We start from the raw sequence: 24955 nt of genomic DNA on the forward strand, positions 1-24955 counted from the left end.
GCGGACGGGGGAGAGGATGTCATGACGGAGCCTCCGAGGGGGCGTGACGCAGCTCCCGCAGGACGCGGAGGCAGCGGCGAGCGAGCAGCAGGGTCGCGGCGCCTTCGGTGAAGGCGTACCCGAGAGCCGCGCCGACCGGGCCCCAGGCGATTCCGAGACCGATCATCAGCGGGATGCCGAGGACCGTGGCGATCAGGGTCGCGCGCATCACGGGACCGGCCTGTCCGGCGGGGAAGAGGATCAGCCGTGCGACGGCGGTGCGGACCGAGAAGAAGAAGAACACCAGACCCATCACGAGCAGGATGTCGAAGGGCGCTCCGGCGGCGGCGCCCAGGTAGGCGCTCGTGAGCCAGGGACCCACGAGGGCGAGCCCCGCCCACCCGAGGAGCCCCGTGCCCGCGGCCAGCAGCAGGGCGATGCCCATGCGGCGCCCGCGGTGGGCCCCATGAGCCTCGCCGATCCAGCTCTGCAGCGCGTTCGCGAGCGTCATCGGGATGAACTGACCGAGCTTGAGCATCTTGTCGGCGGTGGCGTACCCGGCGGCCGCCGACGCGGGCGAGGTGACGTTGACCACGGGGGCGGGGACGCTGGAATAGCCGCTGAGACCGGCGTCGTTGAGCGCGACCGGCAGGGTGCTGCGCAGCAGTCGCGGCAGGTCGCGTCGCCCGGGCCAGGGCCCCGGATGCCGTCGCAGCAACCGGATCGTGAAGATCCCGGTGCCGATGAGGGTCACCGCGATACCGGCGACCGGGTAGAGCACGACCACGCCCGTGACCAGCACCAGTCCCGCCGCGGCGATGTTCGCGACGAGGCGGGGCACGGCGTCGAAGATCACGATCGTGCGCGGGTCTCCCACCCCGGCGCTGAACCAGGTGAAGGACAGCGCGATGAGCGCTCCCTGCGCGCCCATGAGGATGGTGAGCCACTCCGATCCCGGCGAGGCGATGAACCAGCAGACGACGCCGAGGGCGGGGAGGGCCACCACCGCGATCAGCAGGCGCACGACGATCGACTCGCGGTACAGGCGGGCCCGTTCGTCGTCGTCGGCGGCGATGGAGATCAGTGCCGGGCCGATGGTCGCCCAGCCCCACCCGATCGCGATCGCGGCGAACGTGCCGATCGATTCGCCCGCGATCGCGCTGGCCCAACCGGCATCGCCGGCGATGCGCACGACGACCGGGAGGGCGACGATCGGAGAGAGCGCCGCGATCGCGGGCAGCAGCATGAAGCCCAGCAGGCGCCGCCGCAGCGACGGGGCTGCGCTCATCGCCGTCGTCCCGCCGACAGCACGCGCTCCAGCTCGGCGGCGGTCGCCTCCGCGGCGCCGTCCCAGGTGAACCGCGACGCCCAGGCCCGTGCGGCCTCGCGCGCGTCGGCATCCGGCGGCGACGCCAACGCGGCGCCGATCGCGGCGCCGAAGGCGGTGGCATCCGTCGCGTCGGCGTACCGCGCGGCGACTCCGCCGACCTCGCGCAGGACCGGGACGTCGTGCGCCAGCACCGGGATGCCGCGCCGCAGCGCATCGACGATGGGGAGGCCGAATCCTTCGACGAGCGACGGGCACACGTACAGGTCGGCGATCTGGAACAGCGCTTCCAACTGCGCGTCGCTCACCCAGCCGGGCAGGACGACGTCGGCCTCGAGACCGAGCCGGGCCACATCGGCCTCCAGCGGATCGGGCAGCCGACTGCCCGCGATCACGGTCACCGGGCGCTGCTCCCTCGGCAACGTGGCGACGGCGGCGAGGAGTCCGGGGAAGTTCTTGTGCGGCATGCGGTTGCCGACGCTGAGCACGACGGGCCGGCCGGCGGGGATCGCGAGGGATGCCACCTCGCTCGCCGGATCGGCGACGGGGCGAGGGTCGGTGCTGCCGTTGTGCACCACGGCGATCCGACCCGACGGGACCCCGAGATGGCGGCCGATGCTCTCGGCAGCGGCGTGAGAGACCGTCAGCACCCGGTCGGCCGTGCGGGCCGACCGGCGCATGAGCCACGACGTCACGCCCCGCTGCGCCCGCTGGGCGAGGCTGCCGGGCACCTCGTCGTAGATCGCGTCGTGCACCGTGACCACGCGCGGCACGCCGCGCAGGACGGGACCGAAGTTGGCCGGTGCCCACACGAGGTCGGCCCGGTGCCGACGCGCGATCGCATCGGTGGCCGCGACCGCGCCGAGCGCCCACGTGGCCGGATCGGTGCCCACGGCGCCGAGGGTCTGCACACGACCCGGGAAGAACGCGCCGACCCGTTCGGTGCCCGCACGGCCCGTCAGGGCGGCGAAGCGCATGTCGGGCAGCAGGGCGTCGATGCGGGGGAGGAGTTCCCGGACGTAGGTCTCGGTCCCCCCGCGCGACCCCGTGAAGCCGAGCAGGTCGACGAGGATTCGACGGGCGGGCATCAGCTCTCGATGACGGCTTCGGGGCGCTGCTCGCGCCGGGGCGTGGTCAGCACGCCCGAGAAGAAGCTCATCATCACGGTCTGGAAGCCCAGGATGATCAGCAGCGCACTGGGCACCGCGATGCGCACCGCCTGCGCCGCGTTCTGCTGACCGAAGTCGAGGTTGCCCCACAGCACGACCTGCACGATCCCGATGATCACGCCGAGCACGAACAGCCCGACGCCGATCAGCAGGCCGCGCTCGGCGGACCAGTTCGCCACGATGCGCCGGTATCTCGCGCTCGTGGGGAGGAACCCCTCTTGGGTCGCGTACAGCTTCGTCAACCAGAAGAAGAGCAGCGATTGGAACCCGATGACGCACAGGGCGCTGGCGTAGACCATCGTGGTCACGTCGAAACCCACCCCGCCGATGTTGATGCCGCCGAAGGCGAGCACGCCCACCGCGATCGCACCGAGGAAGAACGCGACCAGCCCCGGGTAGACGAACAGCCAACGCGGTGCGAACAGCAGCAGGAAGCGCAGGTGCCGCCACCCGTCGTGCCAGCTGCGCAGGTGCGGCGGACGCGACCGACCGTCCTTCTTCAGCGTGGTCGGCACCTCTTCGATGCGGTAGCGGGCGAGCGAGGCGCGCACCACCATCTCGGAGGCGAACTCCATGCCCGTGGTCTGCAGGTCGAGCTCGCGGATGCGTGCGCGGTTGAACCCGCGCAGACCGCAGTGGAAGTCCCGGATGCCCGGGCGGAAGAAGAGCTCTCCGATGAACGACAGCACCGGGTTGCCCAGGTACTTGTGCAGCGGCGGCATCGCGCCCGGGGCGATCCCTCCGCGGAAGCGGTTCCCCATCACGAGGTCCGCACCGGCGCGCAGCCGCTCGACGAACGGCTCGAGGTTCTCGAAGTCGTAGCTGTCATCGGCATCCGCCATGATGACGTACGTCCCGTGCGCCTGCTCGATGCCGTTGATCAGTGCGGCGCCGTATCCGCGGCGGGGGGCGTGCGAGACGCGGGCGCCGAGACGCTCGGCGATCGCCTGAGACCCGTCGGTGCTGCCGTTGTCGGAGATGAGGACCTCACCGCGGATGCCGCTGCGCTGGAGGAAGCCCTGTGCCTTGCGGATGCAGACCTCGAGCGTCTCCGCCTCGTTGAGGCAGGGCATGAGGATCGTCAGTTCGACGGCGTCGTTGGGGGCGGGAGAGGTCACGGCGTGTCTTCTTTCGTGGTCCGCGGGGCGGGGGCGGTCGACAGCTGCAGCGCCGACAGGATCCCCTCCACGGTGCGTCGGATGGTGCGGGTGCCCACGGCGGTGTCGTACCAGGCGCGCGCGGAGCGGCGCAGGTCGTCACCGCCGTGGGCGACGGCCCGGATCGCCCGGGCGAGGTCGGTGGGGGAGGTGCTGGGTGCGACGACGCCGTTGACGCCCTCGTCGATCAGCTCGGTGGCGGCGTTGCCCTCGTCGGCGACGAGGACGACGGGCGTGCCGTGGGCGTTGGCCTCGACGACGACGAGTCCGTATCCCTCGCGGCGGGACGGGTTGATCAACGCCAGCGCGCCGTGCATGAGGGCGTCGAGCTCGGCGTCGTCGACGAAGCCCGGGAAGTCGGTCCATCCCGAGCCGTGGACCCGGTCGACCTCCGCGCGGATCCGAGCCGAGGTCGGTCCGGTGCCCAGGACCGTCAACCGCAGATCGGGGATCGTCGTGCGGGCCTCGGCGACCGCGGCGGGCAGCGACTCGACGCGCTTGTCGGGGATGTGGCGCCCGGCGTACAGGACGTACGGCGGCTGGGATGCCGGCGCCGTCGGCGCGGCATCCACGGCGCCGTCGATGAGCCCGGGGCTCACGAGCGGAGCGCGGCGGAGGCCCTCTCGGCGCAGGCGCGTCGCGCTCAGCTGCGAATGACAGGTCGCCAGGGGCGTGATCGCGATCGCGCCCCGCTGGAGGAGCCACGCGATCGTGCCGGTGATGAGGCCGGAGTACTCCACCCACTGACGTCGGTGCCAGACCTCGAGGTAGTCCACCACGACGCGCGTGCGCGTCCCGAGGAGTGCGAGGCGCGCGGCGTACACGTTGAAGATCGGCAGACCGCTCACGATGACGGCGTCGTAGCGACCGCGACTGCGCCCGAGTGACCGGAACAGTCCGGCGGCGTACGCGAGGGCCGCGGGGATGCGGCGGACACCGTCGGCGCCGTAGAGCGACAGACGTCGGCTGACCGGAACGATGCGGAAGTTCCGTTCCGACGGTATGTCGCCGTCCCACTGGACGGCCGTGAGGTACTCGACGTCGAGCCCCCGCGCGCCCATCTCGTCGGCGAACGCGCGATACTGCCGTTCGCCGCCCCCCGTGGAGTAGGGGAACAGGCAGTCGTACGCGACCGCGACGGTCGCCGGGGATGCCACGATCAGCACCCCTCGATGCGGAACAGGCGCGCGTCGGGTCCCTGCGCATCCACGAGGACGAGATGCGCGGACGGCGTCAGCCCGTAGAGCCCCTGGCGGTCGAGACCGACGCCCGGGTTGTTCCACACGTTCTGCGCGCCGAAGTCGAGCACGTAGTCGACGCCCAGTCGATCCACGACCTGGCAGACCTTCGGGTCGGAGTCGATGTCCTTCAGGCGGTTGTCGAGGTACTGCTCGTCGGCACCGATGTTCCCGAAGACGTGCTTGCGGAGCACTTCGCGGTCGCCGATCGCGTAGGCCAGAGACGCGCCGGTCCACGCGCTGCCGGCGATCACGGCATCCGCGGGCGTGGTCTCGGGAAGGCGCTCGAGGAGCGCCTCCTCGTCGGAGGTCAGCAGGGCGGATGTCGGTGTCAGCGCGAACGAGTCACGGGCGTCGTTCGCGGTGCGCAGCACGTTGGGGCTGACGGCGACGGAGAACACGATGACGACGCCCACCGCGGCGACGAGTCCGCGCACCGCACCGGGGGCGCGCAGCGAGGTCAGGGCTGCCGCGGCGAGGTCGACCACGGTGAGCGCTCCGAGCACGACGAGCGGGATCCCGGCGACGGGGAGGAGCGCCGCCAGGCGGAAGGAGTCGTTGTACCAGGGGTTGGTGACGAGCTCGCGGATCGGATTGCCGACGCCGGTGCCCGAGACCAGGACGAACATGACGGATGCCACGACCCACGGCGCGAGCACCACCAGGTTCCGGCGTGGGCGGCGGACGACGGTGATGAGGCCGACGATCATGAGCAGGGAGATCGTGATCGTGATCGGGTACGAGCGCGGCGACAGCAGGATCGCCTCGCCCACCGCCTGGGCGGTGCTCTGCCACGGGCCCCAGCGCGACATGTCGTACCCGGTGCGCGAGAAGCGCCAGAGGAACAGCATGACCAGGGCGAGAGCGGCGAGGATCGCGGCGACGCGGATCCACCCCCGTCGGGTCGGCTGGGCCCAGACCTCGCCGATCAGCTCGACGACGACGATGGCGGCCGACAGGGCGACCATCGCGAGGAAGGCGTTGGGATGGGAGAGACCGACTCCCGCGGCCGCGGCCAGCACCAGCACCCCCGCACGCACGCGCGCGGCGACCCCGCGGACGCGGAGGAGATGCACCACGGCCGCGATCCCCCCGGGCAGGACCGCGTATCCCATGGCGTTCGGGTAGAGCACGCCGAAGTAGAGCAGGAGCAGGGGGAACGCCCCGAAGCCGGTCGACAGGGCGGCGGAGCTCACGAGCACGGCCGTGCGCTCGCCGAGCAGCGCGGCCGACAGCGCGACGACGGAGACGGGCCAGGCCACGGCCCCCAGCGCGATGGTGGCGGCGTTGACCGCGACGGGGACGGACACCCCCGTCATCTCCGCCGCGAGGGCGGCGACGGTGTGCCAGCCGTTGGGGTAGAACCCGATGTCGGAGGTCGCACCGATGTGGAAGGCCGAGGCGTCGTGCTGCGCGACCGCGTACGCGACGGTGTTGAGGTGCACGATCGCGTCGAAGGTCTGCGAGATGTTGCCGGGGGCGCCGAAGACCGAGATCATCTGCAGGGCGATCGCGACGGCTGCGGCGGCGAGGGCGAGCAGCCCCCAGGCGAACGGGGCGCGCGGGGTGCGGTCCCCGGGCTCGGGTCCGACCCACCGGCGGAGTCCGAATGCGGCGCCGGCGGCGAGCAGGGTGACCAGGAGGATCGGCAGGGGCGACCACCCCAGACCGAGGAGCGGCGCGAGGGTGGCGGAGATACCGAGGATCGCGATCGACACGACCGGCGCGAGCGCCAGCAGTCGCAGCCGCCGCACGCCCCATCCGGCGGCCATGACGGCGATTCCGGGGACGGTCAGCCCCAGGACCGAGACGATCAGAGGCATCACGATCACCGACCAGGAATCGCTCATGCACTCCCATTTCTCGCTGGACGACAGTCAGTCATGCTAACCGACGGCGCCTGATCTCCCCCTGAGGGGCGCGGAGGAGGGCCCGCATAGACTGGTCGGGCGTGGGCGAGACCCGCGCGTTCGTCGACACGAAAGTCTTCTGCTTCCATGGATCTTCTCATCGTCGGCTCGGGCTTCTTCGGTCTCACGATCGCGGAGCGCGCGGCCGCCTCGGGTCGGAAGGTGACGGTCATCGACCGTCGCCATCACATCGGCGGCAACGCCTACTCCGAAGCCGAGGCCGAGACCGGCATCGAGGTGCACCGCTACGGCGCGCACCTGTTCCACACCTCGAACCCCTCGGTGTGGGAGTACGTCAATCGCTTCACCGACTTCACGTCGTACGTGCACCGCGTCTACACGACCCACAAGGGCGTCGTGTTCCCCCTGCCGATCAACCTCGGCACCATCAACCAGTTCTTCCAGGCGGCCTACACGCCCGATCAGGCGCGGGAGCTCGTGCAGGAGCTGGCGGGCGAATTCGACGCGAAGGATGCGGCGAACCTCGAGGAGCGCGCGATCGGTCTGATCGGGCGCCCGCTGTACGAAGCGTTCATCCGCGACTACACGGCCAAGCAGTGGCAGACGGATCCGCGCAACCTCCCCGCGGAGATCATCTCCCGGCTGCCGGTGCGCTACACCTACGACAACCGCTACTTCAACGACACCTGGGAGGGGCTCCCCGTCGACGGGTACACCGCGTGGCTGGAGCGCATGGCGGATCACCCGAACATCGACGTGAAGCTGTCGACCGACTACTTCGACGAGACGCAGCCGTTCAACAAGAAGGCCACGGTCGGCCGGGTGCCGGTCGTCTACACCGGTCCCGTCGACCGGTACTTCGACTACGCCGAGGGCGAGCTGGGGTGGCGCACGCTCGACTTCGAGCAGGAAGTGCTGCCCATCGGCGACTTCCAGGGGACGAGCGTCATGAACTACGCCGACGCCGACGTCCCGTACACGCGCATCCACGAGTTCAAGCACTTCCACCCCGAGCGGGCCGACCGGTACCCGACCGACAAGACGGTCGTCGTGCGCGAGTACTCGCGGTTCGCGACGCGCGCCGACGAGCCGTACTACCCGGTGAACACCCCGGAGGACCGCGCGGGGCTGCTGACCTACCGTGAGCTGGCCAAGGGGGAGCGCGACGTGTTCTTCGGTGGGCGTCTCGGCACGTATCAGTACCTCGACATGCACATGGCGATCGGCTCGGCCCTGTCCATGTGGAACAACCAGCTGGCGTGAGTCTCGTCGGGTCCGCCTCTCCCGCACCCCCGCTCAGCGCCGACGAGCGCGCGCGGGGGCGATGGGACTACCGGTCCGACATCGACGGGCTCAGGGCCGTCGCCGTCCTCTTGGTGGTCACGTACCACGTGTGGTTCGGGCGGGTGTCCGGCGGGGTCGACGTCTTCCTGATGCTGTCCGCGTTCTTCCTGACGCGCGGATTCGTCCGCCGCATGGACGGCCCCGCCCCGGTCCGTCCGGTGCGGCATCTGCTGGGCGTCTTCCGCCGCCTGCTGCCGGCCGCCGCCGTGACCCTCGTCGGGGTCCTCGCCCTGGTGCGGACGCTGTACCCGCCGACCACCTGGGTGTCCGTGTGGGAACAGACGTGGGCGTCCCTGCTGTACGTGCAGAACCGGTTGCTCGCGCTGGACGCCGTGGACTACTACGCCCGCACCGAGGTCGCGAGCCCGCTCCAGCACTTCTGGTCGTTGTCGGTCCAGGGGCAGGCCTTCGTGCTGTGGGTCGCGATCCTGGCCCTGTGCCAGGTCCTCGTGCGCCGTGCCGGGCTCTCGCCCGACCGCGTCGTGGCCGCGGCCTTCGGCATCGTGTTCGCGCTGTCGTTCACGTACTCCGTCATCATCACCGCCGCCGACCAGCAGGCGGCCTACTTCGACACCGGCGCACGGCTGTGGGAGTTCGCCGCGGGCTCACTCCTGGTCGTCGCTCTTCCGCACGTCCGTCTGCGCGAGTGGGCGCGGGCACTCGTGGGGTGGGCCGGCGTCGTCGGGCTCCTCGTGCTCGGGCTGGCCGTGGACGTCCGCGGCGGCTTCCCCGGATTCCTCGCCCTGTGGCCGGTCCTCTGCGCGGCCGCCGTGGTCGTCTCGGGATCGGGGGAGCGGCAGGTGGGCCCGGCCCGGATCCTGGCATCCCGCCCCCTCGGCGCGCTCGGGCGCGATGCGTATGCGCTGTATCTCGTTCATTGGCCGCTGTTGATCACCCTGTTCGTGGTGACGGGCCGCACCGACGCGGGCCTGGTCGGCGGGGCGCTGGTGATCGCGGTCTCGCTCGTGCTCGCCCGCGGGCTCACCGTGCTCGTGGACGCCCCGGTCCGTGCGTGGCGCCGCAACGACCGTTCGCCGCTCGTGCCGGTGGCCGTCCTCGTCGTGGCGACGGCGCTCGTGGTCACGCCGCTGGCGGGATGGCAGGTGTCCAGCGCCATCCAGGATCGCGAGCTCGAGGCGAGGGCGCTGCAGGACAACCCCGGTGCCGCGGTGCTGAACGACCCCTCGTTGCCGGAGCCTCCGTCGGACGCGGTGATGCTTCCTCTGCCCACGCAGCTCGAGGACGAGTGGGTCCACCTCGATCAGGAGTGTTCGGGGGCGCGCGCGGTCGACGAAGAGATCCTGCACGGGACGTGCTCGGAGACTCGGGGCACTTCGCGAGCCGACCGGACGATCGTCGTCATCGGCGACTCGCACGCGCAGCAGATGACCGGTGCGCTGCTGCCGGTCGCGGCGCAGAACGGGTGGGGCGTCGTGTTCCTCATCAAGGGCGGATGCTCGATGGGGTGGGATGAGGCCGGTATGGATCCGACCTGCCCGGAGTGGCGCGACGCCGCCGTCGCGCACGCGGAGCGCCTGGCGCCGGACGCGGTGATGACCGTCGTGACACGGTCCGACCCGGGTGAGGACGATGAGGCCCTCCGCCCGGGGGTGGAGCGCTTCGTCGAGCGGATGACGCAATCCGGGATCGAGGTCTGGGCCGTGCGCGACAACCCGCGGTTCTCGTTCGACATGTTCGGCTGCGTGGTGGAGGCCGACGAAGCCCTGGAGTGCGCGGTTCCGCAATCCAGTTCGCTCGCAGCGGTCGACCCGTCCCGGCGTCTGTCGGGACCGGGGGTCCGTTTCATCGACCTCACCCCGTGGATCTGCCCCGACGGGTTCTGCCCCGGGGTGATCGGCAACGTGGCCGTCTACCGTGACGACAACCATCTGTCCGGGACGTACGCGCGGACGCTCGCCCCGTCACTCGCCGAGCAGCTGCCCCCCAGCCTCGGCTGAGGGCGGGCGCATAGGATTCTCCGGTGACCCCCGCCGCCGTCGGCGCCCCCGGATCGGTGCGGCGCTCCCTCCACTCGTTGTGGTTGCTGTCGTCGCGCGATCTGCGTGTGCGGTACTCCACGAGTGCGCTGGGGTACCTGTGGTCGGTGCTCGATCCACTGGTGATGAGCGGGATCTACTGGTTCGTCTTCACGCAGGTGTTCCATCGCTCGGTCGGCGAGGATCCCTACATCGTGTTCCTCATCACGGCACTCCTGCCGTGGGTGTGGTTCAACTCGGCGGTCACCGACTTCACGAAGGCGTTCAAGAAGGACGCGCGTCTCGTACGGTCGACGTCCATCCCCCGCAGCATCTGGGTCACGCGCATCGTGCTGAGCAAGGGCATCGAGTTCCTGTTCTCCCTCCCGGTGCTCGTGCTGTTCGCGGTCTTCGGCGGCGCCCAGGTGACGTGGGGTCTCCTGCTCTTTCCCGTCGCGGTTCTCCTGCAGAGTGTGCTGCTGGTCGGCCTCGGGCTGATCGTGGCGCCGCTGTGCGTGATGTTCGGCGATCTGGAGCGCACGACGCGCCTCGTGCTGCGCGCACTGTTCTACGCCTCGCCGATCATCTACGGCGTCGGGAACCTCCCCGGCGTGTTCGCGGACCTCGCGGCCGTCAATCCGCTCGCGGGCATCATCACGCTCTACCGTGTCGGGTTCTTCCCCGATCAGTGGGATCCGCTGACGGTCACCGTCGGGGCGGTGCTGAGTTTCGGCATCCTCGCCGTCGGCGTCGCCGTCTTCCCGCGGCTCGAGCGTCCCGTCTTGAAGGAGCTGTGATGGAACGCGCAGCGATCGATGTGGACGACCTCGGTGTCCGGTTCCGCCGCAACCGCCGCGGCGGACGCTCCCTCAAGGACCTGTTCGGGGGCGCGGCCCGCCGCACCCGCCCCGACGAGTTCTGGGCGTTGCGGGGCGTGTCCTTCTCGGTGCGGCCGGGCGAGGCGATCGGGGTCGTGGGGCGCAACGGCCAGGGCAAGTCGACTCTCCTCAAACTGGTGGCGGGCGTGCTGCTGCCCGACGAGGGTCGGGTCACGGTCGACGGCGGCGTCGCGCCGCTCATCGAGATCACGGGCGGGTTCGTCGGCGACCTGACGGTGCGCGAGAACGTCCGGCTGACGGCCGGCCTGCACGGGATGCCGCGCGCCGAGGTCGCGCGACGGTTCGACGACATGATCGCGTTCGCCGAGATCGGCGACTTCGTGGACACCCCGTACAAGCACCTGTCGAATGGGATGAAGGTGCGCCTGGCCTTCTCGGTCGTGTCGCAGCTGGACGAGCCCATCCTGCTCGTGGACGAGGTGCTGGCCGTCGGCGACCGCTCGTTCCGTGAGAAGTGCTATCGCCGCATCGACGAACTCCTCGCGGACGGTCGGACCCTCTTCTTCGTCAGCCACAACGAGAGGGATCTCCGTCGCTTCTGCACGCGCGGGCTCTACCTCGACGGCGGCGTGCTGAAGCACGACGGGCCGATCGCCGACGTGCTCGACCGGTACAACTCCGATCACCCGGCGGGGTGACGCTCAGGGGGCGGTGAGGCAGCACGCCGCCCCGCCGTTGGCCGTGAGGACGCGTCGACCGTTGCCGTCCGTCCACCAGCCGGAGTAGGCCGTTCCCGAACTGTAGGCGGTGTATCCGCCGAAGGTGACGCCGTTCATGGCGACGGGTCGGTCCTGGTAGAACAGGCGCAGGTGGACGTGGTCGAACGTCGCCCCACCACCGCACGGGACCTCGCGGCCGACGTCGCCGAGATAGGTGCCCTGGGGCACTCGGGTGCCGATGAGCCCCTTCTGCACATTGACGAGGTGGTAGTAACTGGAGGTCCAGCCGTCGCCGTGATCGACGCTGAGATATCCGCTCGATCCGCACGCCACCCAGCCGACGACTCCGTCCGCGATCGTGCGGACCTCTCGTGACTGACCGGAGATCGGGCCGAAGTCGAGCGCGTTCCAGGCGCCCCTCCCGTCGCCGTGGGCGGCTCCGGCGGACCAGCGCTGTCCCGTGGCGAACGGGAGGCCCCATACGCGTGCGCCCTGCACACGGGAGGACCACATCACCCGGCCGTCGCCGCGCACCACGGCGAGTTCGCCGTCGTCGCGCAGTTCCAGACGTGTGTTCGCCGCGGTCGCGGGGGTGCTGGCCCAGATCTCCGACCCGTCCGGGCGAACGAGGTGCAGGATGCCGTCGGTGGCGAGCCGCAGCTCGGCGGTGTCGTTCCCGCGTGTCCGCGACTCCCAGACCCGCCCGCCGGGACCGGAGACGGTGAGGTTGCCGTCGGTGCCGACGTCGAACCAGTACGCGCGGTTGGGGGAGCGCAACGACTTTCCGGCCGGGAGGCTCGATCCGTTGGCGAGCGAAGATCCGTAGTCGTCGGGCACGACGGCCACGGCGCTCTGGCGGCCGGTGCGGAAGTACCCGTCGAGGGTCGCCGTGATCCGCACGGTGAGGGAGGCGCCGGCGTCGCCGCGGGTGACGGTGTAGGTCGAGGTCGTGGCGCCCGGGATCGGCATCCCGTCGCGCAGCCACTGCGTCTCCACCCGGGTGGGTGCCGGACTCCACGGCTCCGTCACCGTTGCGCGCAGTTCCGTGCCCACACGGGCGTCGCCGTCGATGGTGGGCACCGGGGCGTGCGTGAACCGCGACAGGCCGCCGTTGGCGTGACGTGACAGGAACGCGGCCATGGCATCCCGGGTGATGCTGTTCCACGGGCGGAAATCGCTCGCCCCGGCGGGGGCGTCGTAGCCTCCCGTGATCCCGCGGCCGTACAGCCACGAGATCTCCCGGGAGAACGGGGATCCGTCGGGCACGTCGGCGAACGGCGACGGCGGGACGGGCGTGGATGCCGGGACTCCGGTGAAACGGTAGAGGAAGGCCGCCATGGCATCCCGCGTGATCGACTCGAACGGACGGAACTCGCGCGCGCCGTCGGAGGTCTCCCATCCGGTCGAGACCTTCTGCTGGGCGAGCCAGGCGATCTCGCGATAGAACGGGGCGTCCGTGGCGACATCCGCGAACGGGGAGACCTTCGGCGCGGGGAAGTCCGGGGATCCGGCGTAACGGTAGAGGAACGCCGCCATCGCGTCGCGGGAGATGGCGAGCCAGGGGCGGTACTCCCGTCGGCCGTCCACCTCCCACCCCGTGGAGACGCCCGTCCGGTCGAGCCAGTCGATCTCGCCGGCGAACTCGCTGTACACGGGGGAGGCGGGATCGGAGGACACGTCGGAGAAGGCGGAGGCCGCGACGGTGGCGGGGGCGACCGTGGGGGCGACCACGACCATCGTGGTCACGAGACAGACGGCCAGCAGGGCGGTGATGATGCGTCCCGTCCGCGAGCGGAGTGCATCGGGGCGTCGCGGGGCACGAAGAAGGCGGGGGGCGGTGGAGCGCACGTGGGTCCTGCGATCGGTGGGGGGATGTCTGGGGTCAGCGTACTGCGGTGCGGGGCGGAGTCGAAGCGAGCGGATTCACCGGGCCGCGGCGAGACCGCGGGCGTAGTCGAGGGTCTGCCGGATGAGGGGATCGTCCGGGGCGAGAGAAGCGGCACGTTCGAGCTCGACCAGTGCCGCATCCACGTCGCCGGAGAGGAGGAGGACACCGCCGAGCCGCTGGTGCAGTCGGGGGTCGACGGGCGAGAGCACGACCGCGCGGCGCAGCGCGTCCAGGGCGCGGGACCGATCACCCGAGTACTGCGCGATGATCGCGTCCGCGAGGAGGGCGCGCGACGAGGCGGGCAGGGTGCGGACCGCCGTGTCGGCCCAGGCTCCGGCGACCGCGGGGTCCCCGGTCGCGCCGGTCTGCTCGGCGGCGGCGGCGTAGGTCTCCGCGGCGCGCAGAGCGAGGTCGGCATCCCACGGTCGCAGTGTCGCGGCGGTGGCGAAGGAGCGCTCGGCGTCGGCCGCTCGGCCGGCCCCCAGATCCCCCATGCCGCGGGCGAACGCGTGGTCGCCCGCGAGAGCGAGCACGAGGGCGAGCCCCCAGACGGTCAGACCTCCCACCGCGGTCCGCCGCACCCACGGCCCCTCGGGAGCACTCGTCCGCACCGCGGCGATCGCACCGGTCAGCAGGCACAGCAGCAGGAACGGTCCCGGCGAGGTGACGTGGGTGAGGAGGGCGATCCCGCCGCCCACGAGGGCGATCACGGCGGAGGTCCCGAACGCGCCACCGACCCCCCGGCGGCGGAGGCCGCGGGCGAGGAGGACGATGAGGCCCGCCGCCGTCGCGGCGCCCAGGACACCTCCCGCCGCGAGGACCTGCAGAGGGAGATCGTGCGGCGACTCGGTCCATGCGCCGAGTCCCGTCTCCGCGAACCAGGTGTCGCCCAGGACCGCGGGGAGGGCATCGGCGAAGCCGTTCGGTCCGACACCGGTGAGCGGATGCTGTCCGATCAGCTGGAGCGTCGATGCCCAGAGGTCGAGCCGATGGAGGGCGGAGTCCGCCGCGTTCGGAGAGGTCCCGAACACGCGAGCGGCGGTGAGAGGGAGGAGCAGCGCGCTCACGGTGGTCGCCGCGCCGGCGACCGCGACGGTGGCCCACCACCGAGGACGCCGTTCTCGTCGGCGCAGAGCGGTGAGCGCGGTCAGCGCGACCACGACGACGGCGGCGACGAGCGCCGCGCGCGATGCCGACAGCAGCACGGTCACGATCGCCGCCACCGTACCGACGGCGGGCACCACGCGTCGCGTTCCGGATGCCAGGGCATCGGCGGCTCGAGGGAGGAACAGCGCCAGGCCGACGACCCCCACCACCCCGAGATCGGACGCGTTGCCCAGGAGCGACCCCGGCCGGTCCAGGTCGCTGGCGAGAGGTCGCCCCCCGGCCGCCTCGATCACGGCGAGCAGCGCGGCGAGGGTCAGACCCGCGGCGAAGGCCGTCGCCCCGATGTCGCGGAGTGTGCGGGTCGCGCCGTTCCTCGAGGGGCCGGGCGCGCCCCACAGTCGTGCGCCGAGGGGGACGGCCAGGGCGTACGCGCCGAGGGTGACGATCCCTTCGTACCGTGGCCATCGACCCAGGAACTGGGGGAGGGGGGCGGCGCCCCAGAGCGCCGTGAGCCCGAGCACGACGATCGCGACGGCCACCCACCATCGCCACCACCGCGGCATCCGGTACTCGGACGGGACCGCCCAGGCCAGCACGGCGGCCGCGACGAGACAGAGCTCTTTCGGGAAGACCCACCGGTCCAGACCGAAGGGGTCGAAGGCGAACGGCGCGAGCGCCGCGAGGATCGCCGCGAGCCGGAGCGGCAGACCCGGATGCCACGGCGCCGGCGGACGCGTCCGCCCGGACGCGACCGCCGCCGGCCGTGGAGCGCGCGTCACTTCGGGTTCTGCACCAGGGCGGTCAGGCGCAGCAGCGCGTCCTCGAGGGACTGCAGGGCGGCAGGAGCGGAGGACTCCGGCGTGGTGGCCGCGGCCGTGAGCGCGTCCAGCGCCCGTTCGACCTCGCCGAAGGCGTCGAGCGCCGCGCCGTCCGTCGTCGCAGCGGCGATCGACGACCGCACGCGGCTGGAATCGGCGTGGAGTCGATCGAGCAGGGGCGTGAGGTCGGCGCCGGCGCCGAGGGCTGATCGGGCGGACCCCGCGTCGGCGCGGAACTGTTCCACGGCCAGCGCGGTCTCCGCGCCGCGGGCGATGCGCTCGTCGTCGCGGCGCACCTGCTGCTCCGCCTCGTTCATCGCGGCTTCCTGAGCGCTGTTCACGGTGCCGTCGGGCGCGCTCGGTGCGGGAGACCCGCCCGTGTCGGCCGCGACGTCGGACGAGGAGCCCGCGGACTCCGCGCCGCGTGCCTCGGTGGTCTCGCCGGTACCGCCCGAGGCGGAACCCGCGTTCGCCGACGCGACCGCCCACGCCGTCCCGCCGCCGATGACCAGCACCGCGCCGACGACCACCGCGGCGATCACCGGACGCGACGGTCTCCGCGACGCGCCCTGCTCGCGCCCGCCGCCGGAGGTGTCGTTCGTGTCGGTCACTGGTTCTTGTAGCGGTAGAGGAAGGCTGCCATGGCGTCGCGGGTGATGTCGTCGAAGGGTTTGAAGGAGCGGGTGCCGTTGCCGTTGTCGTATCCGGTGGACAGGCCCTTGCTGGACATCCAGGCGATCTCCTTGAGGAAGGCGCTGTCGGCGGGGACATCGGTGAACGGGCTCGTCTCCGGTTTGGGGTCGGTTGCTTTGGCGTAGCGATAGAGGAACGCGGCCATCGCGTCGCGGGTGATGTTCAGCGTCGGACGGTATTCCTTGGCGTTGCCGACGGCCCAGCCAGTCGAGATCTTCTCGCGATCCATCCACGCGATCTCTTTGAAGAACGGGTGGGTCGTGGGGACGTCCGTGAACGGCGAGGTCTTCGGGGCGTCGAACTGAGGGGATCCGGCGGCGCGGTAGAGGAAAGCGGCCATCGCGTCGCGGGTGACTTTGCCGAACGGGCGGTATTCGCGTCCGTTGGGGGTCTCGTAGCCGGTGGAGATGCCCTGGTCGTACATCCAGGTGATCTCTTTGGTGAAGGCGCTGCCGGTGATGTCGATGAATCCGGTGACGGGCGTCGTGGAACCGGTGACGGTTCCGTCGATACCGGTCTTCTTCTGTCCGGTGGTCAGCGTCAGCGCGTCGGCGGAGGCGAGGGAGGTCTTCTTCTGCCACCACTGCTCGGTCACGGCCGGGTTGGCCGAATACGGCGTCTGCGACTTCTCGAAACCGACCGTGTACGTTCCCGCGGTCAGACCCGGAACCGTGTACGGCACGGTCCCGTTCTTCTCCGCCGAGACGGCCCCGGGGACGAAGAAGAAGAGCTGGTCCAGCGGCACCCACGTCGAGTCCAGCTTCTGGTAGATCCGCGTGTCGGCGAGGTAGTGCTTCGTGTTCGGATCAGCCGTCTGGTTGGCGAACCCGGTCGCCGTCAACGAGCCCGCGATGCTCGCCGTCGTCGGCTGCGCCGTGAGCTTCTGGCCCGAAAGGCCGCTCCCGGCGATCGTGAACGCGTACCCACCCGACGGGTTCTTCAGGAACTGGTAGTGCGAACCGTCGGTGTTGTTCCACGTGTACAGGCGCAGCCAGTAGGTACCGGGGCGAAGACCGGCGAAAGCGAACGAGCTGTCGGATGCCACGGGGGTGCCGATGTAGTCGGCGGAGTCGAGCTTGGTGGCATCCACCAGTTCCAGGTAGGAGTCCTGCGGGGTGGCGCCACTCAGGGTTCCCTTGAGTTCGGCTCCCGCGGCGAGGGTCACGTCGGTCTTCGTCCGAACCTGACCCGCGGTGAGAGTGAGCACGCGCGCGGACGCGAAGTCCGCCGCGTCGTCATAGAACTCCGAGACGAGGTTCGGCGTGATGTAGACACCGCCCGACGGGCCGGGGATGCTGCCCACGGAGAACTGGATCTTGTAGTCGCCCGGCTCGAGTCCGAACACCGCGTAGGTTCCGTCGTCGGCGATCGAGGAGCTGTACTCCGCGTATTCGCCGGACGCGGTACGCACGACCAGGTTGACGGCCCTCACCCACTGCGCCGGTGCGCCACTCGGAAGCGTGATCTTGCCGGAGATGCTGGAGCCGGCGTCGAGCGACGCGTCGATCTTCGATGTCGTGCTCCCCGCGGCGACCGTGATCTTGGTGGCCGTGTTGTAGTCGCGCGTCGAGTTCCAATACTCGCTCAACAGGTTCGGGGTGACGTTCTTCCCGTTCGCGTCCGTGTATACGCCGACGTTGAACTGCACGCGATATGTTCCGCCCGAGAGGCCGCTCAACGTGTACGTGCCGTCCGCAGCGATGTCGCGTGCATATCCGCGACCGCCCATTCCTTCCTGGGATGCCGAGACGCTGACGCCCTCGAGCCACTCGGCGGGGGCGCCCGCCGGGAGAGTGATCTTCCCGGTGATCGTCGCCCCCTTGGCCAGGGCGGCGTCGATGCCGGTCTTGACGTCTCCGGCGGACACGGTCACCGTCTTGGCCGACGACCAGTCGAGGGCGTCGTCGTAGTACTCGGGCACGAGGTTCGTCGGCTCGCTCTGCTGCGTGTCGGGGTTCCACCACGTCGAGCTCGGGGTGAAGGAGATCTTGTAGGTTCCGGCCACGACACCGGTCAGCACGTAGGTGCCGTCCTTCTCCACGTAGCCGTAGGCCCCGGGACCGTTGCCGACGGCCGGAGACGCGTTGACGCTGACGCTCGTCACCCACCCCGCGGGGACGTTCTTCGGGAGCGTCACCTTGCCCGAGATGGTTGCGCCCTGCGCGAGGGTCGCGTCGATGCCCGACGTCGTCCCGCCCTTGGTCACGGCGACGGGTTTGGCCGCGTCATAGCTCGTCGCGTCGTCGTAGTACTCGGGAATGAGATTGGGGCGGATCGGGGATCCTGACGGCGGGTAGTACGTGTTCGAGCTGAACTGCACGCGGTAGTCGCCCGCGGCAAGCCCGGACACGCTGTACGTGCCGTCCTGTGCGAGCATGGCGGAGCCGTAGCTTCCCCCCTGGATGGCGTTCACCGACACCGAGACCGCCTGCCGCCACTCGGCGGGCGCACCGGCGGGCAGGGTGACCTTGCCGGTGATCAGACCGCCCTTGCCGAGGGTCACGTTCGTCTTCGACGCGGTGCCCCCGGCAGTCACGGTGACGAGAGTTGCGGCCGAGTAATCCGGCGTGTCGCCGTAGTACTCGTTGACGAGGTTCGTCTGCACGGTCTTCTGGGTCTTCTCGTCCCAGTAGGAGTATGTCGAGAACCGCACCCGATACGTTCCGGCGTCGAGGCCTGTGATCGCGAACGTTCCATCGCTCTGCGGGAACGCGCTGCCGTACGACGAGCCCGACACGGATTCCGCCGACACGGAGACGCCCTTGATCCAGTCACTCGGCACTCCGGACTCGAGCGTGACCTTGCCCGTGATGGTTCCGGTGCCGGCCGCGTTCGCGGCGACGGGCGCCTGGGTGCCGAGCAGCAGAGCCGCGAAGAGCGTGAAGATGACGGCGAGTGCGCGAGCGACGCGCGGCCGCCCGACCGTGGATCGGGTGGTCATGGAGTTCCCCCTGGCTCATGGGCGAGCGTCCCCCCGCTTCGCCTCCCTGGGAAAACTATCGGAATGCGGTATGCGTTTCCTAATCCTTCATAATGCGGGGTGAATCACGGCGTGTTCGGATCAATTCGCCCATGAATCCGCGCTGAAGTGTGCATTTCGCCCCGTCGGCGGTCGCGCTACGCGACGGGCTGAGCGGGCTCCAGCGGCGGCATCGGACGCCAGGACGCGTCGCGTGAGATCTTCCGGCCTTCGCGCAGCCCACGGAACAAGTGGCTGGTGCCACGCAGCTTCCGCTCGACCACGACCAGTCGGATGAGTTCCTTCACGAACGTCAGCGCGGTGCCGGCGGAGAAGAGGAGCGGACGGTAGACGCCCAGCTCGCGGTAGTACTTCGCGAGGTAGGCCCGGTTGCGCATGATGTAGAACCGGTAGGCGTCGCTCGAGGCGTTCATATGCCGGATGCCCATGTCCCACTGCTTGATCTCGCGGGTACGGCGCAGGACGAACTCGTTCACGATCACCGAGTCGGTCACCCGGGAGGCGAGCCACCCGTACAGCTGGTCGTCCCAGTAGATGAAGAAGCGCGGGTCGGGCAGGCCGATCTTCGCCACGACGTCGCGGTGGATGAACATGCCCTCGAAGCATCCGGAGTTCATCGGTTTGAACCCCGACTCGTCGAAGCTCGCGGGCGCGAACGGGATCGGGATCGCCATCGATTCGGCCACGCGGTACTGCCAGTAGAACTCGCTGCCGTCGTAGTCGTAGCGGCGTCCCTGGATGCTGCGGAACCGCGGCGCCCACGCCCCCATGCGGGCGAGGCCGTCGGTGACGACCTCGACGTCGTCGTCCATGAGCCAGATCCACTCGGAACCCAGCTCGTAGGCCACCCGCATGCCTTCGCTGAAGCCGCCGGAGCCGCCGGTGTTCGTCTCGAGCCGGCGGTAGACGAGCTCGGTGGGGAGGCGATCGCGGAACGACTCGACCACCTCGGTCGTGTCATCCGTCGACGCGTTGTCGACGATCACGAGGTGCCCCGGTGCCGGTGACATCCGCTCGATGCTCTCGAGCAGACGCGTAAGCAACGGGGTGCGGTTGTAGGTGACGACGACGATGGTCGCGGACGCCGGGTCGAAGGATGCCGTGCTCACGCCTGCTCCTCGAACGTCGCGCGCCACTGGCTCTCGGACACGAGGTCGGGCAGGGCGTCCCGGTACTGGCGAGCGAGCCGCGGCCACTCGCGCTGGAGCCGGCGGTGCAGACGCACACTGTCGAGCAGCATCCGTCGGAACTGCGCGCGGTCGCGGGTGTAGATGTTCTTGCCCGATCCGTCGGCGGCGCTCACGAGGGCACTGTCGTACAGCGGCACGCGCCACCAGTGCGCGTCGCCCTTGCCGAACTCCACCTCGGGCTGGGCGACGTTCTCGGGACGCGGGGAGTGGAACCAGTGCGAGATCAAGGTGCGGACGGTGAAGGTGCGCAGCGCGATACCCGTCGGGCTGTCGAACTCGTTCTTCTTGAGTCGCTTGAAGACCTGCCGGCCGCGGCGGGACCGCAACGGCACCCCGGAGTCCTTGTGGATGCGGGTCTCGGGGTGCTTCTGGGCGATCAGGCGCGCCTCGGGCATCGCCCGATCCAACGTCTGGCGCATGTGCGCGGGGCCGGACAGGATGTCGCGCAGCGCCCGGTGACGCAGCTCGACGGGGTAGTACTGCATCATCATCAGGTGCTTCAGGTCGACCCGGCGGCTGTGGCGGATCAGGGTGCCCCCGAGCGGTGACTGCGAGTGCAGCAGCGCCGCGACGATCCGGTTGCGGGCGTGGAAGTAGGCCTGCCAGTCGATCGAATCGTCCTTGCCGACCCACGAGACGTGCCACAGCGCGACACCGGGCATCGACACGGTCGGGTAGCCGGCATCCCGGGCCCGGACGCAGAACTCCGCGTCGTCCCACTTGATGAACGCCGGGAGCGACAGGCCGATCTCGCGCAGGATGCTGGTGGGGATCAGGCACATCCACCAGCCGTTGTAGTCGGCGTCGAGCCGCATGTGGAGCATCGGCGTCTGGCGGAGGTTCGCGACGCTGAAGTCGTGGGGGAGACGCTCCTGGAACAGCGCACGCCACATGAACGGGGCGTCGTCGACGACCTCGGCCCACGCGTGGAGCTTGGGGCGGTCGAGCAGGTCGAACATGTGGGCGCCGACGATCGTCGGGACCGACGCGTAGCGTCCGAAGACCACCGAACGGCGGATCGACTCGGGCTCGATGCGCACGTCGTCGTCGAGGAGCTGGACGAAGTCGCTCTCGGGGCGAGCGAGGGTCTCGACCATCGCGCGGGCGAAGCCGCCGGAGCCGCCGAGATTGGGCTGTCGCACGATCTGCAGGGTCTCGCCCAGGCGCTCGGCGACCGCCGGGAACGCGGTCTGGTCGGCCACGAGGTCGGTGCCCTGGTCGATGAGGAACACGCGGTCCACGACATCGAGCACATCGGGGGCGTCCGCGAGGGCGGTCAGCGTCGTGACGCAGTAGTCGGGCTTGTTGTAGGTCGTGATCCCGATGCTGGCCTTGCCCGCGCGCACCGGCTCCTGCTCGGTGGTCCAGTCGGCGCCCTCGAACATCGCGTCCGTGCGGTCGGCGGCGACGTCGAACCAGATCCACCCGCCGTCGCTGTACTGGTCGAGCACGAGGTCGAACGACGTCGCGGCGTCGCCGCGGACCTCGCGGGTCTCGATCCGCTGCTTCGTGCCCGCTCCGTTCGAGCGGTACACCAGGATCGTGGCATCCCCGGACGTGCGAACGGTCAGCCGCACCTCGCGCACGGCGGTCCAGTGCTGCCAGTACGACGCCGGGAACGCGTTGAAGTACGTCCCGAAAGACACGCGGCGACCGGCGACGATGCGGGCGCGGTGGCGATCGAGGATGTTGCTGAGCTGCGCGACGTTGGTGACCCGCACCGGCTCCTCGTCGATCGTGGACCAGGTCTCGGGATCGACATACAGGGGGAGGAGGTCCGGATCGCGGTCGAGCGGGAGCACCGCGTTCTGCAGGGTGTACGTCACGAAGGGATCTTTCGTCGGAGGCGCAGGCCGTCGCGGCCAGCCCGCAGTCTACCCGCCGCTCTCGCGCCCGCCCTGAGTGGACGCCGGGCCGCCGAAGGGCTCGGAGCGACGCTCCAGGCGCTCGCGCCAGGAGCGCGACTGGCCGGCGCGGACCGCGCACAGGACGAGGAGCAGCAGGCCCGGCCCCGACAGCACCGAACTCTCGAACAGGGACACCGTCAGCAGGACCACGAGCGTCAACGGGGCCCAGGTGTGAACGACAGAGCGGCGCTCGCCGGCGACGAGCCAGCTTCGCGCGATAGCGAGGGCGCAGAGGGAGAGGAAGACCACGAGGCCCACCCACCCGAGCTGCAGGAGGACGTCGAGAGGGGCGTTCAACGCCGAGGCGTGTTGCTGGCCGAGGGTGAAGTTGGGCGTGCTGAAGGGTGCCTCGGCGGGATCCCAGGGGCCGAACCACCCGAATCCCATGACGGGCCGATCGTCGGAAAGTCGGAGGATCTCGCCCCACAGGTCGGTGCGCAGCGTCAGTTCGGCGCGGCCGTCGAGCGCGGCGGCGATCGCGAGGCGCTGCGCCCAGGCGACGGCCGAGAGGACGGCGACCGACAGTCCGAGCCCGACCTGGGCCGCCCGGCGTCGGCGCGGGGGGAGCGCCCGCACGAGGGCGAGCGCCGCGGCCGCGAGCGCCGTCACCACCGCGACGATCAGGACGGTCGGCGAGCCGCTCAGCACGGCCAGCAGCGCCGCGAGGATCACCGAGGCCGCCGCGGTCGCGGGCCGGACGGAGCGGGTGCGCCATTCCACCAGGAACGTCAGCAGGGCGACGACCGTCACGACGCCCAGATCGTTGCGGCTGCCGAAGAGACCCTGCACGGGGCCGAGTCGCGCGATGTCGCCACGGATGCCGAGGAAAGGGATGGGAGTGTCCCACAGGATGCCGCTGAGGATCTCGAGAACCAGGGAAGCCGCCAACAGCCAGCGCAGGACGTCCCCCAGTGCGCGCACGCTCTGATGCGCGTCGCGCACGTGCCCGACGACGATGCCGAGGAACGAGACGCCGAGGAGGGAAGCCCACCCGGTGCCACTGCGGAGCGCGTCCGTGCTCCACAGGATGCTCGCGCCGGCCCACACGACGAACAGCACGAGGGTCGTCGGCGCCAGGTGCAGGATCTCGACCTCGCGCCGCCGGGCGACGAGCATCGCCCCGCCGAGGAGGCAGAGGCCGGTGAGGATCGTGGCGTACGTGACGTCCCCCGCGGCGCCGCGGATCGCCGATCCGCCGAACGTCGCGACGAACACCGCGAGCGCGAATGCCCGCGCGAGTTCCGCCGAGGCCAGGAGGGTCCGCGGGTCCGGCCGCATCGCGGGCGGTGCGTCGCTCACGACCCCGATCTCTGGAACTCGCCGCGTTCGATGGCGATGCTCTGTTCGGCCGGGCCGACCCCCAGCAGGGGAGACTGCTTGATCTTCGACCCGAAGAGCACCACCAGCATCCAACCCCACAGCAGGAGGGGAGTCGACTCGGTGAGGCCCTGCACGACCAGGAGGGCTCCCACCAGCGTCGGGAGCAGCGTGAGGGGGGAGTACGGCCGGTCGGCGCGCAGGTCCCATCGCGGGCGGTCCACGGCGAAGAACCACGATCGCCACACGTAGGCGAGGAACACCAGGGCGAGCAGCACGACGCCGACCCCGCCGAGCTGGAAGTAGGCGTCGAGCCACATGCTGTGGGCCTGGATCACGGTCTGCCCGTGATCCACGATCCATCCGTCGATGAGCGGCTCGGACGAGATCCAGGGCGTGGAGAACCCCCACCCGAGGAACGGATGCTGATCGGCCCGCGCCAGCACGTCGGCCCAGATCCCCTCACGCCCGGTGAGATCGGCGTCGCGGCCGAGCGCGCCGAACACGCCGTCGCGGCCGAACCACAGTGCGGCTCCGCCGCCGAGTCCCACGATCGCGTACAGCACGTACCAGCGGGTGCGCTCGCCCGGACGACCCGCCGTGCGCATGACCAGCACCGTTGCGAGCACGAGCACGACGAACGCCGCGGCGATCACGGTGGTGGCGGAGCCGGCCCGGATGAAGAGGAAGGCGGCGACCGCGATCCAGCCCCAGAGCAGCGAGCGGCGCGGGGCCCGCGCGGCGTAGCGGATGGCGAACACGATGATCGCGAGGAGCATCGCCGCACCCAGCAGGTTGGCGTTGCCGAAGATGCCCTGGATGCGACCCCCGTCGAAGAGGTTGTCGCGGGACCAGTAGACGATGGGATCCATCCGGCCGGAGGGCGACTGGAAGCCGGGCAGGATCGGACCCCGGACGAAGATCGAGACGGCGAGCTCGAACAGCAGCGACAGCCCCACGACCCACTTGGCGGCCGAGGCGACGGCACCCACGACGTCGCGCCAGGTCAGCACGGCGCCGATGAACAGCCCCTGGAAGGTGGTCACCGCCAGCAGCAGCCAGGTGAGCACGGATGCCGCGGGCCAGGCGCTCCACAGGATCGACAGTCCCGCCCACGCGACGTAGCCGAACGCCAGGAACGGCAGACGCCGCACCGCGACCGGAGGGCGGACGACGATCCAGACGACGGTCGACACCAGCGCGGAGGCGACCGCGAGGATGCCCGTGACCGTGGAGCCGACGGCGTTGATCACGCCGACGCCGCCCAGGGCGAGGAACAGCACGAAGACGCACCAGGCGCGGAGGAGGAGGTGCCCGGTGGTCTCCCGCGGGGGAGGGGTCGGCAGCGCCGAGACCGGGTGACTGGTGTACATCGCCATCGTGCCCTCAGGCTACCGCCCGCGCGCACGGGAGCCGAGGGCGTCGCCGCTAGGCTG

Annotated in this window: 17 protein-coding genes; 4 read left to right on the top strand and 13 right to left on the bottom strand. The window is 70.5% G+C overall.

What is annotated here, in order from left to right; genetic code table 11:
- Nucleotides 1-19 precede the first annotated feature (19 nt).
- Genes BGO45_RS09355 through BGO45_RS09375 form a run of 5 tightly spaced genes read right to left on the bottom strand, consistent with a single transcriptional unit; the run spans nt 20 to nt 6720 of the window.
- Nucleotides 20-1267, bottom strand: coding sequence for a hypothetical protein (locus tag BGO45_RS09355; protein ID WP_292693277.1), 1248 nt, complete (start codon nt 1265-1267; stop codon nt 20-22).
- Nucleotides 1264-2394, bottom strand: coding sequence for a glycosyltransferase family 1 protein (locus BGO45_RS09360; protein ID WP_292693280.1), 1131 nt, complete (start codon nt 2392-2394; stop codon nt 1264-1266). Before BGO45_RS09360 ends, BGO45_RS09355 begins: the two co-directional genes overlap by 4 nt.
- Nucleotides 2394-3593 (bottom strand): glycosyltransferase family 2 protein, encoded by a 1200-nt coding sequence (locus tag BGO45_RS09365; protein WP_254845521.1) that lies wholly within the window; start codon nt 3591-3593, stop codon nt 2394-2396. Before BGO45_RS09365 ends, BGO45_RS09360 begins: the two co-directional genes overlap by 1 nt.
- Complete coding sequence (locus BGO45_RS09370; protein WP_292693284.1) at nt 3590-4789, bottom strand: glycosyltransferase family 4 protein; 1200 nt, start codon at nt 4787-4789, stop codon at nt 3590-3592. Before BGO45_RS09370 ends, BGO45_RS09365 begins: the two co-directional genes overlap by 4 nt.
- Nucleotides 4790-4791: 2 nt before the next feature.
- A complete protein-coding gene (locus tag BGO45_RS09375) occupies nt 4792-6720 on the bottom strand; it encodes a DUF6541 family protein (RefSeq protein WP_292693287.1) in 1929 nt (642 codons plus the stop codon).
- 147 nt (nt 6721-6867) lie between these two features.
- Between BGO45_RS09375 and glf the strand changes: the two genes are divergently transcribed.
- The 4 genes from glf to BGO45_RS09395 are packed head-to-tail and all read left to right on the top strand — an operon-like array spanning nt 6868 to nt 11598.
- Nucleotides 6868-8004: a UDP-galactopyranose mutase gene (glf, locus tag BGO45_RS09380; RefSeq protein WP_292693290.1), complete on the top strand. Its 1137-nt coding sequence runs from the start codon at nt 6868-6870 to the stop codon at nt 8002-8004.
- The gene (locus BGO45_RS09385) at nt 8001-10043 is read left to right on the top strand and encodes an acyltransferase family protein (RefSeq protein WP_292693293.1); all 2043 of its coding nucleotides are present in this window, start codon (nt 8001-8003) and stop codon (nt 10041-10043) included. The genes glf and BGO45_RS09385 overlap by 4 nt, the downstream gene beginning before the upstream one ends.
- 23 nt (nt 10044-10066) lie before the next feature.
- Nucleotides 10067-10858, top strand: a complete 792-nt coding sequence (locus BGO45_RS09390; protein ID WP_292693295.1) for an ABC transporter permease — start codon at nt 10067-10069, stop codon at nt 10856-10858.
- Nucleotides 10858-11598, top strand: coding sequence for an ABC transporter ATP-binding protein (locus BGO45_RS09395; protein ID WP_292693297.1), 741 nt, complete (start codon nt 10858-10860; stop codon nt 11596-11598). The genes BGO45_RS09390 and BGO45_RS09395 overlap by 1 nt, the downstream gene beginning before the upstream one ends.
- A gap of 3 nt (nt 11599-11601) precedes the next feature.
- On the opposite strand, the gene BGO45_RS09400 is transcribed toward BGO45_RS09395, so the two are convergent.
- From BGO45_RS09400 to BGO45_RS09435, 8 genes are all read right to left on the bottom strand, one after another.
- Nucleotides 11602-13467 carry an S-layer homology domain-containing protein gene (locus BGO45_RS09400; protein WP_292693301.1) on the bottom strand — a complete coding sequence of 622 codons (1866 nt, stop codon included), beginning with the start codon at nt 13465-13467 and terminating at the stop codon, nt 11602-11604.
- A gap of 75 nt (nt 13468-13542) precedes the next feature.
- The gene (locus BGO45_RS09405; protein WP_292693304.1) at nt 13543-15393 is read right to left on the bottom strand and encodes an O-antigen ligase family protein; all 1851 of its coding nucleotides are present in this window, start codon (nt 15391-15393) and stop codon (nt 13543-13545) included.
- Entirely contained in the window at nt 15390-16043 is a 654-nt protein-coding gene (locus BGO45_RS09410; RefSeq protein ID WP_292693307.1) for a hypothetical protein, read from the bottom strand. Before BGO45_RS09410 ends, BGO45_RS09405 begins: the two co-directional genes overlap by 4 nt.
- A complete protein-coding gene (locus BGO45_RS09415; protein ID WP_292693309.1) occupies nt 16040-19066 on the bottom strand; it encodes an S-layer homology domain-containing protein in 3027 nt (1008 codons plus the stop codon). The genes BGO45_RS09410 and BGO45_RS09415 overlap by 4 nt, the downstream gene beginning before the upstream one ends.
- Nucleotides 19067-19242: 176 nt before the next feature.
- A complete protein-coding gene (locus BGO45_RS09420; protein ID WP_292693312.1) occupies nt 19243-20214 on the bottom strand; it encodes a glycosyltransferase family 2 protein in 972 nt (323 codons plus the stop codon).
- The gene (locus BGO45_RS09425; protein WP_292693315.1) at nt 20211-22121 is read right to left on the bottom strand and encodes a glycosyltransferase; all 1911 of its coding nucleotides are present in this window, start codon (nt 22119-22121) and stop codon (nt 20211-20213) included. Before BGO45_RS09425 ends, BGO45_RS09420 begins: the two co-directional genes overlap by 4 nt.
- Before the next feature lie 48 nt (nt 22122-22169).
- Nucleotides 22170-23501: an O-antigen ligase gene (locus BGO45_RS09430; protein WP_292693318.1), complete on the bottom strand. Its 1332-nt coding sequence runs from the start codon at nt 23499-23501 to the stop codon at nt 22170-22172.
- Entirely contained in the window at nt 23498-24898 is a 1401-nt protein-coding gene (locus BGO45_RS09435; RefSeq protein WP_292693321.1) for an O-antigen ligase, read from the bottom strand. Before BGO45_RS09435 ends, BGO45_RS09430 begins: the two co-directional genes overlap by 4 nt.
- Between the last annotated feature and the right edge of the window lie 57 nt (nt 24899-24955).

This window comes from Microbacterium sp. 71-36, assembly GCF_001898305.1.
In the GTDB taxonomy this organism is placed as follows: Bacteria; Actinomycetota; Actinomycetes; order Actinomycetales; family Microbacteriaceae; genus Microbacterium.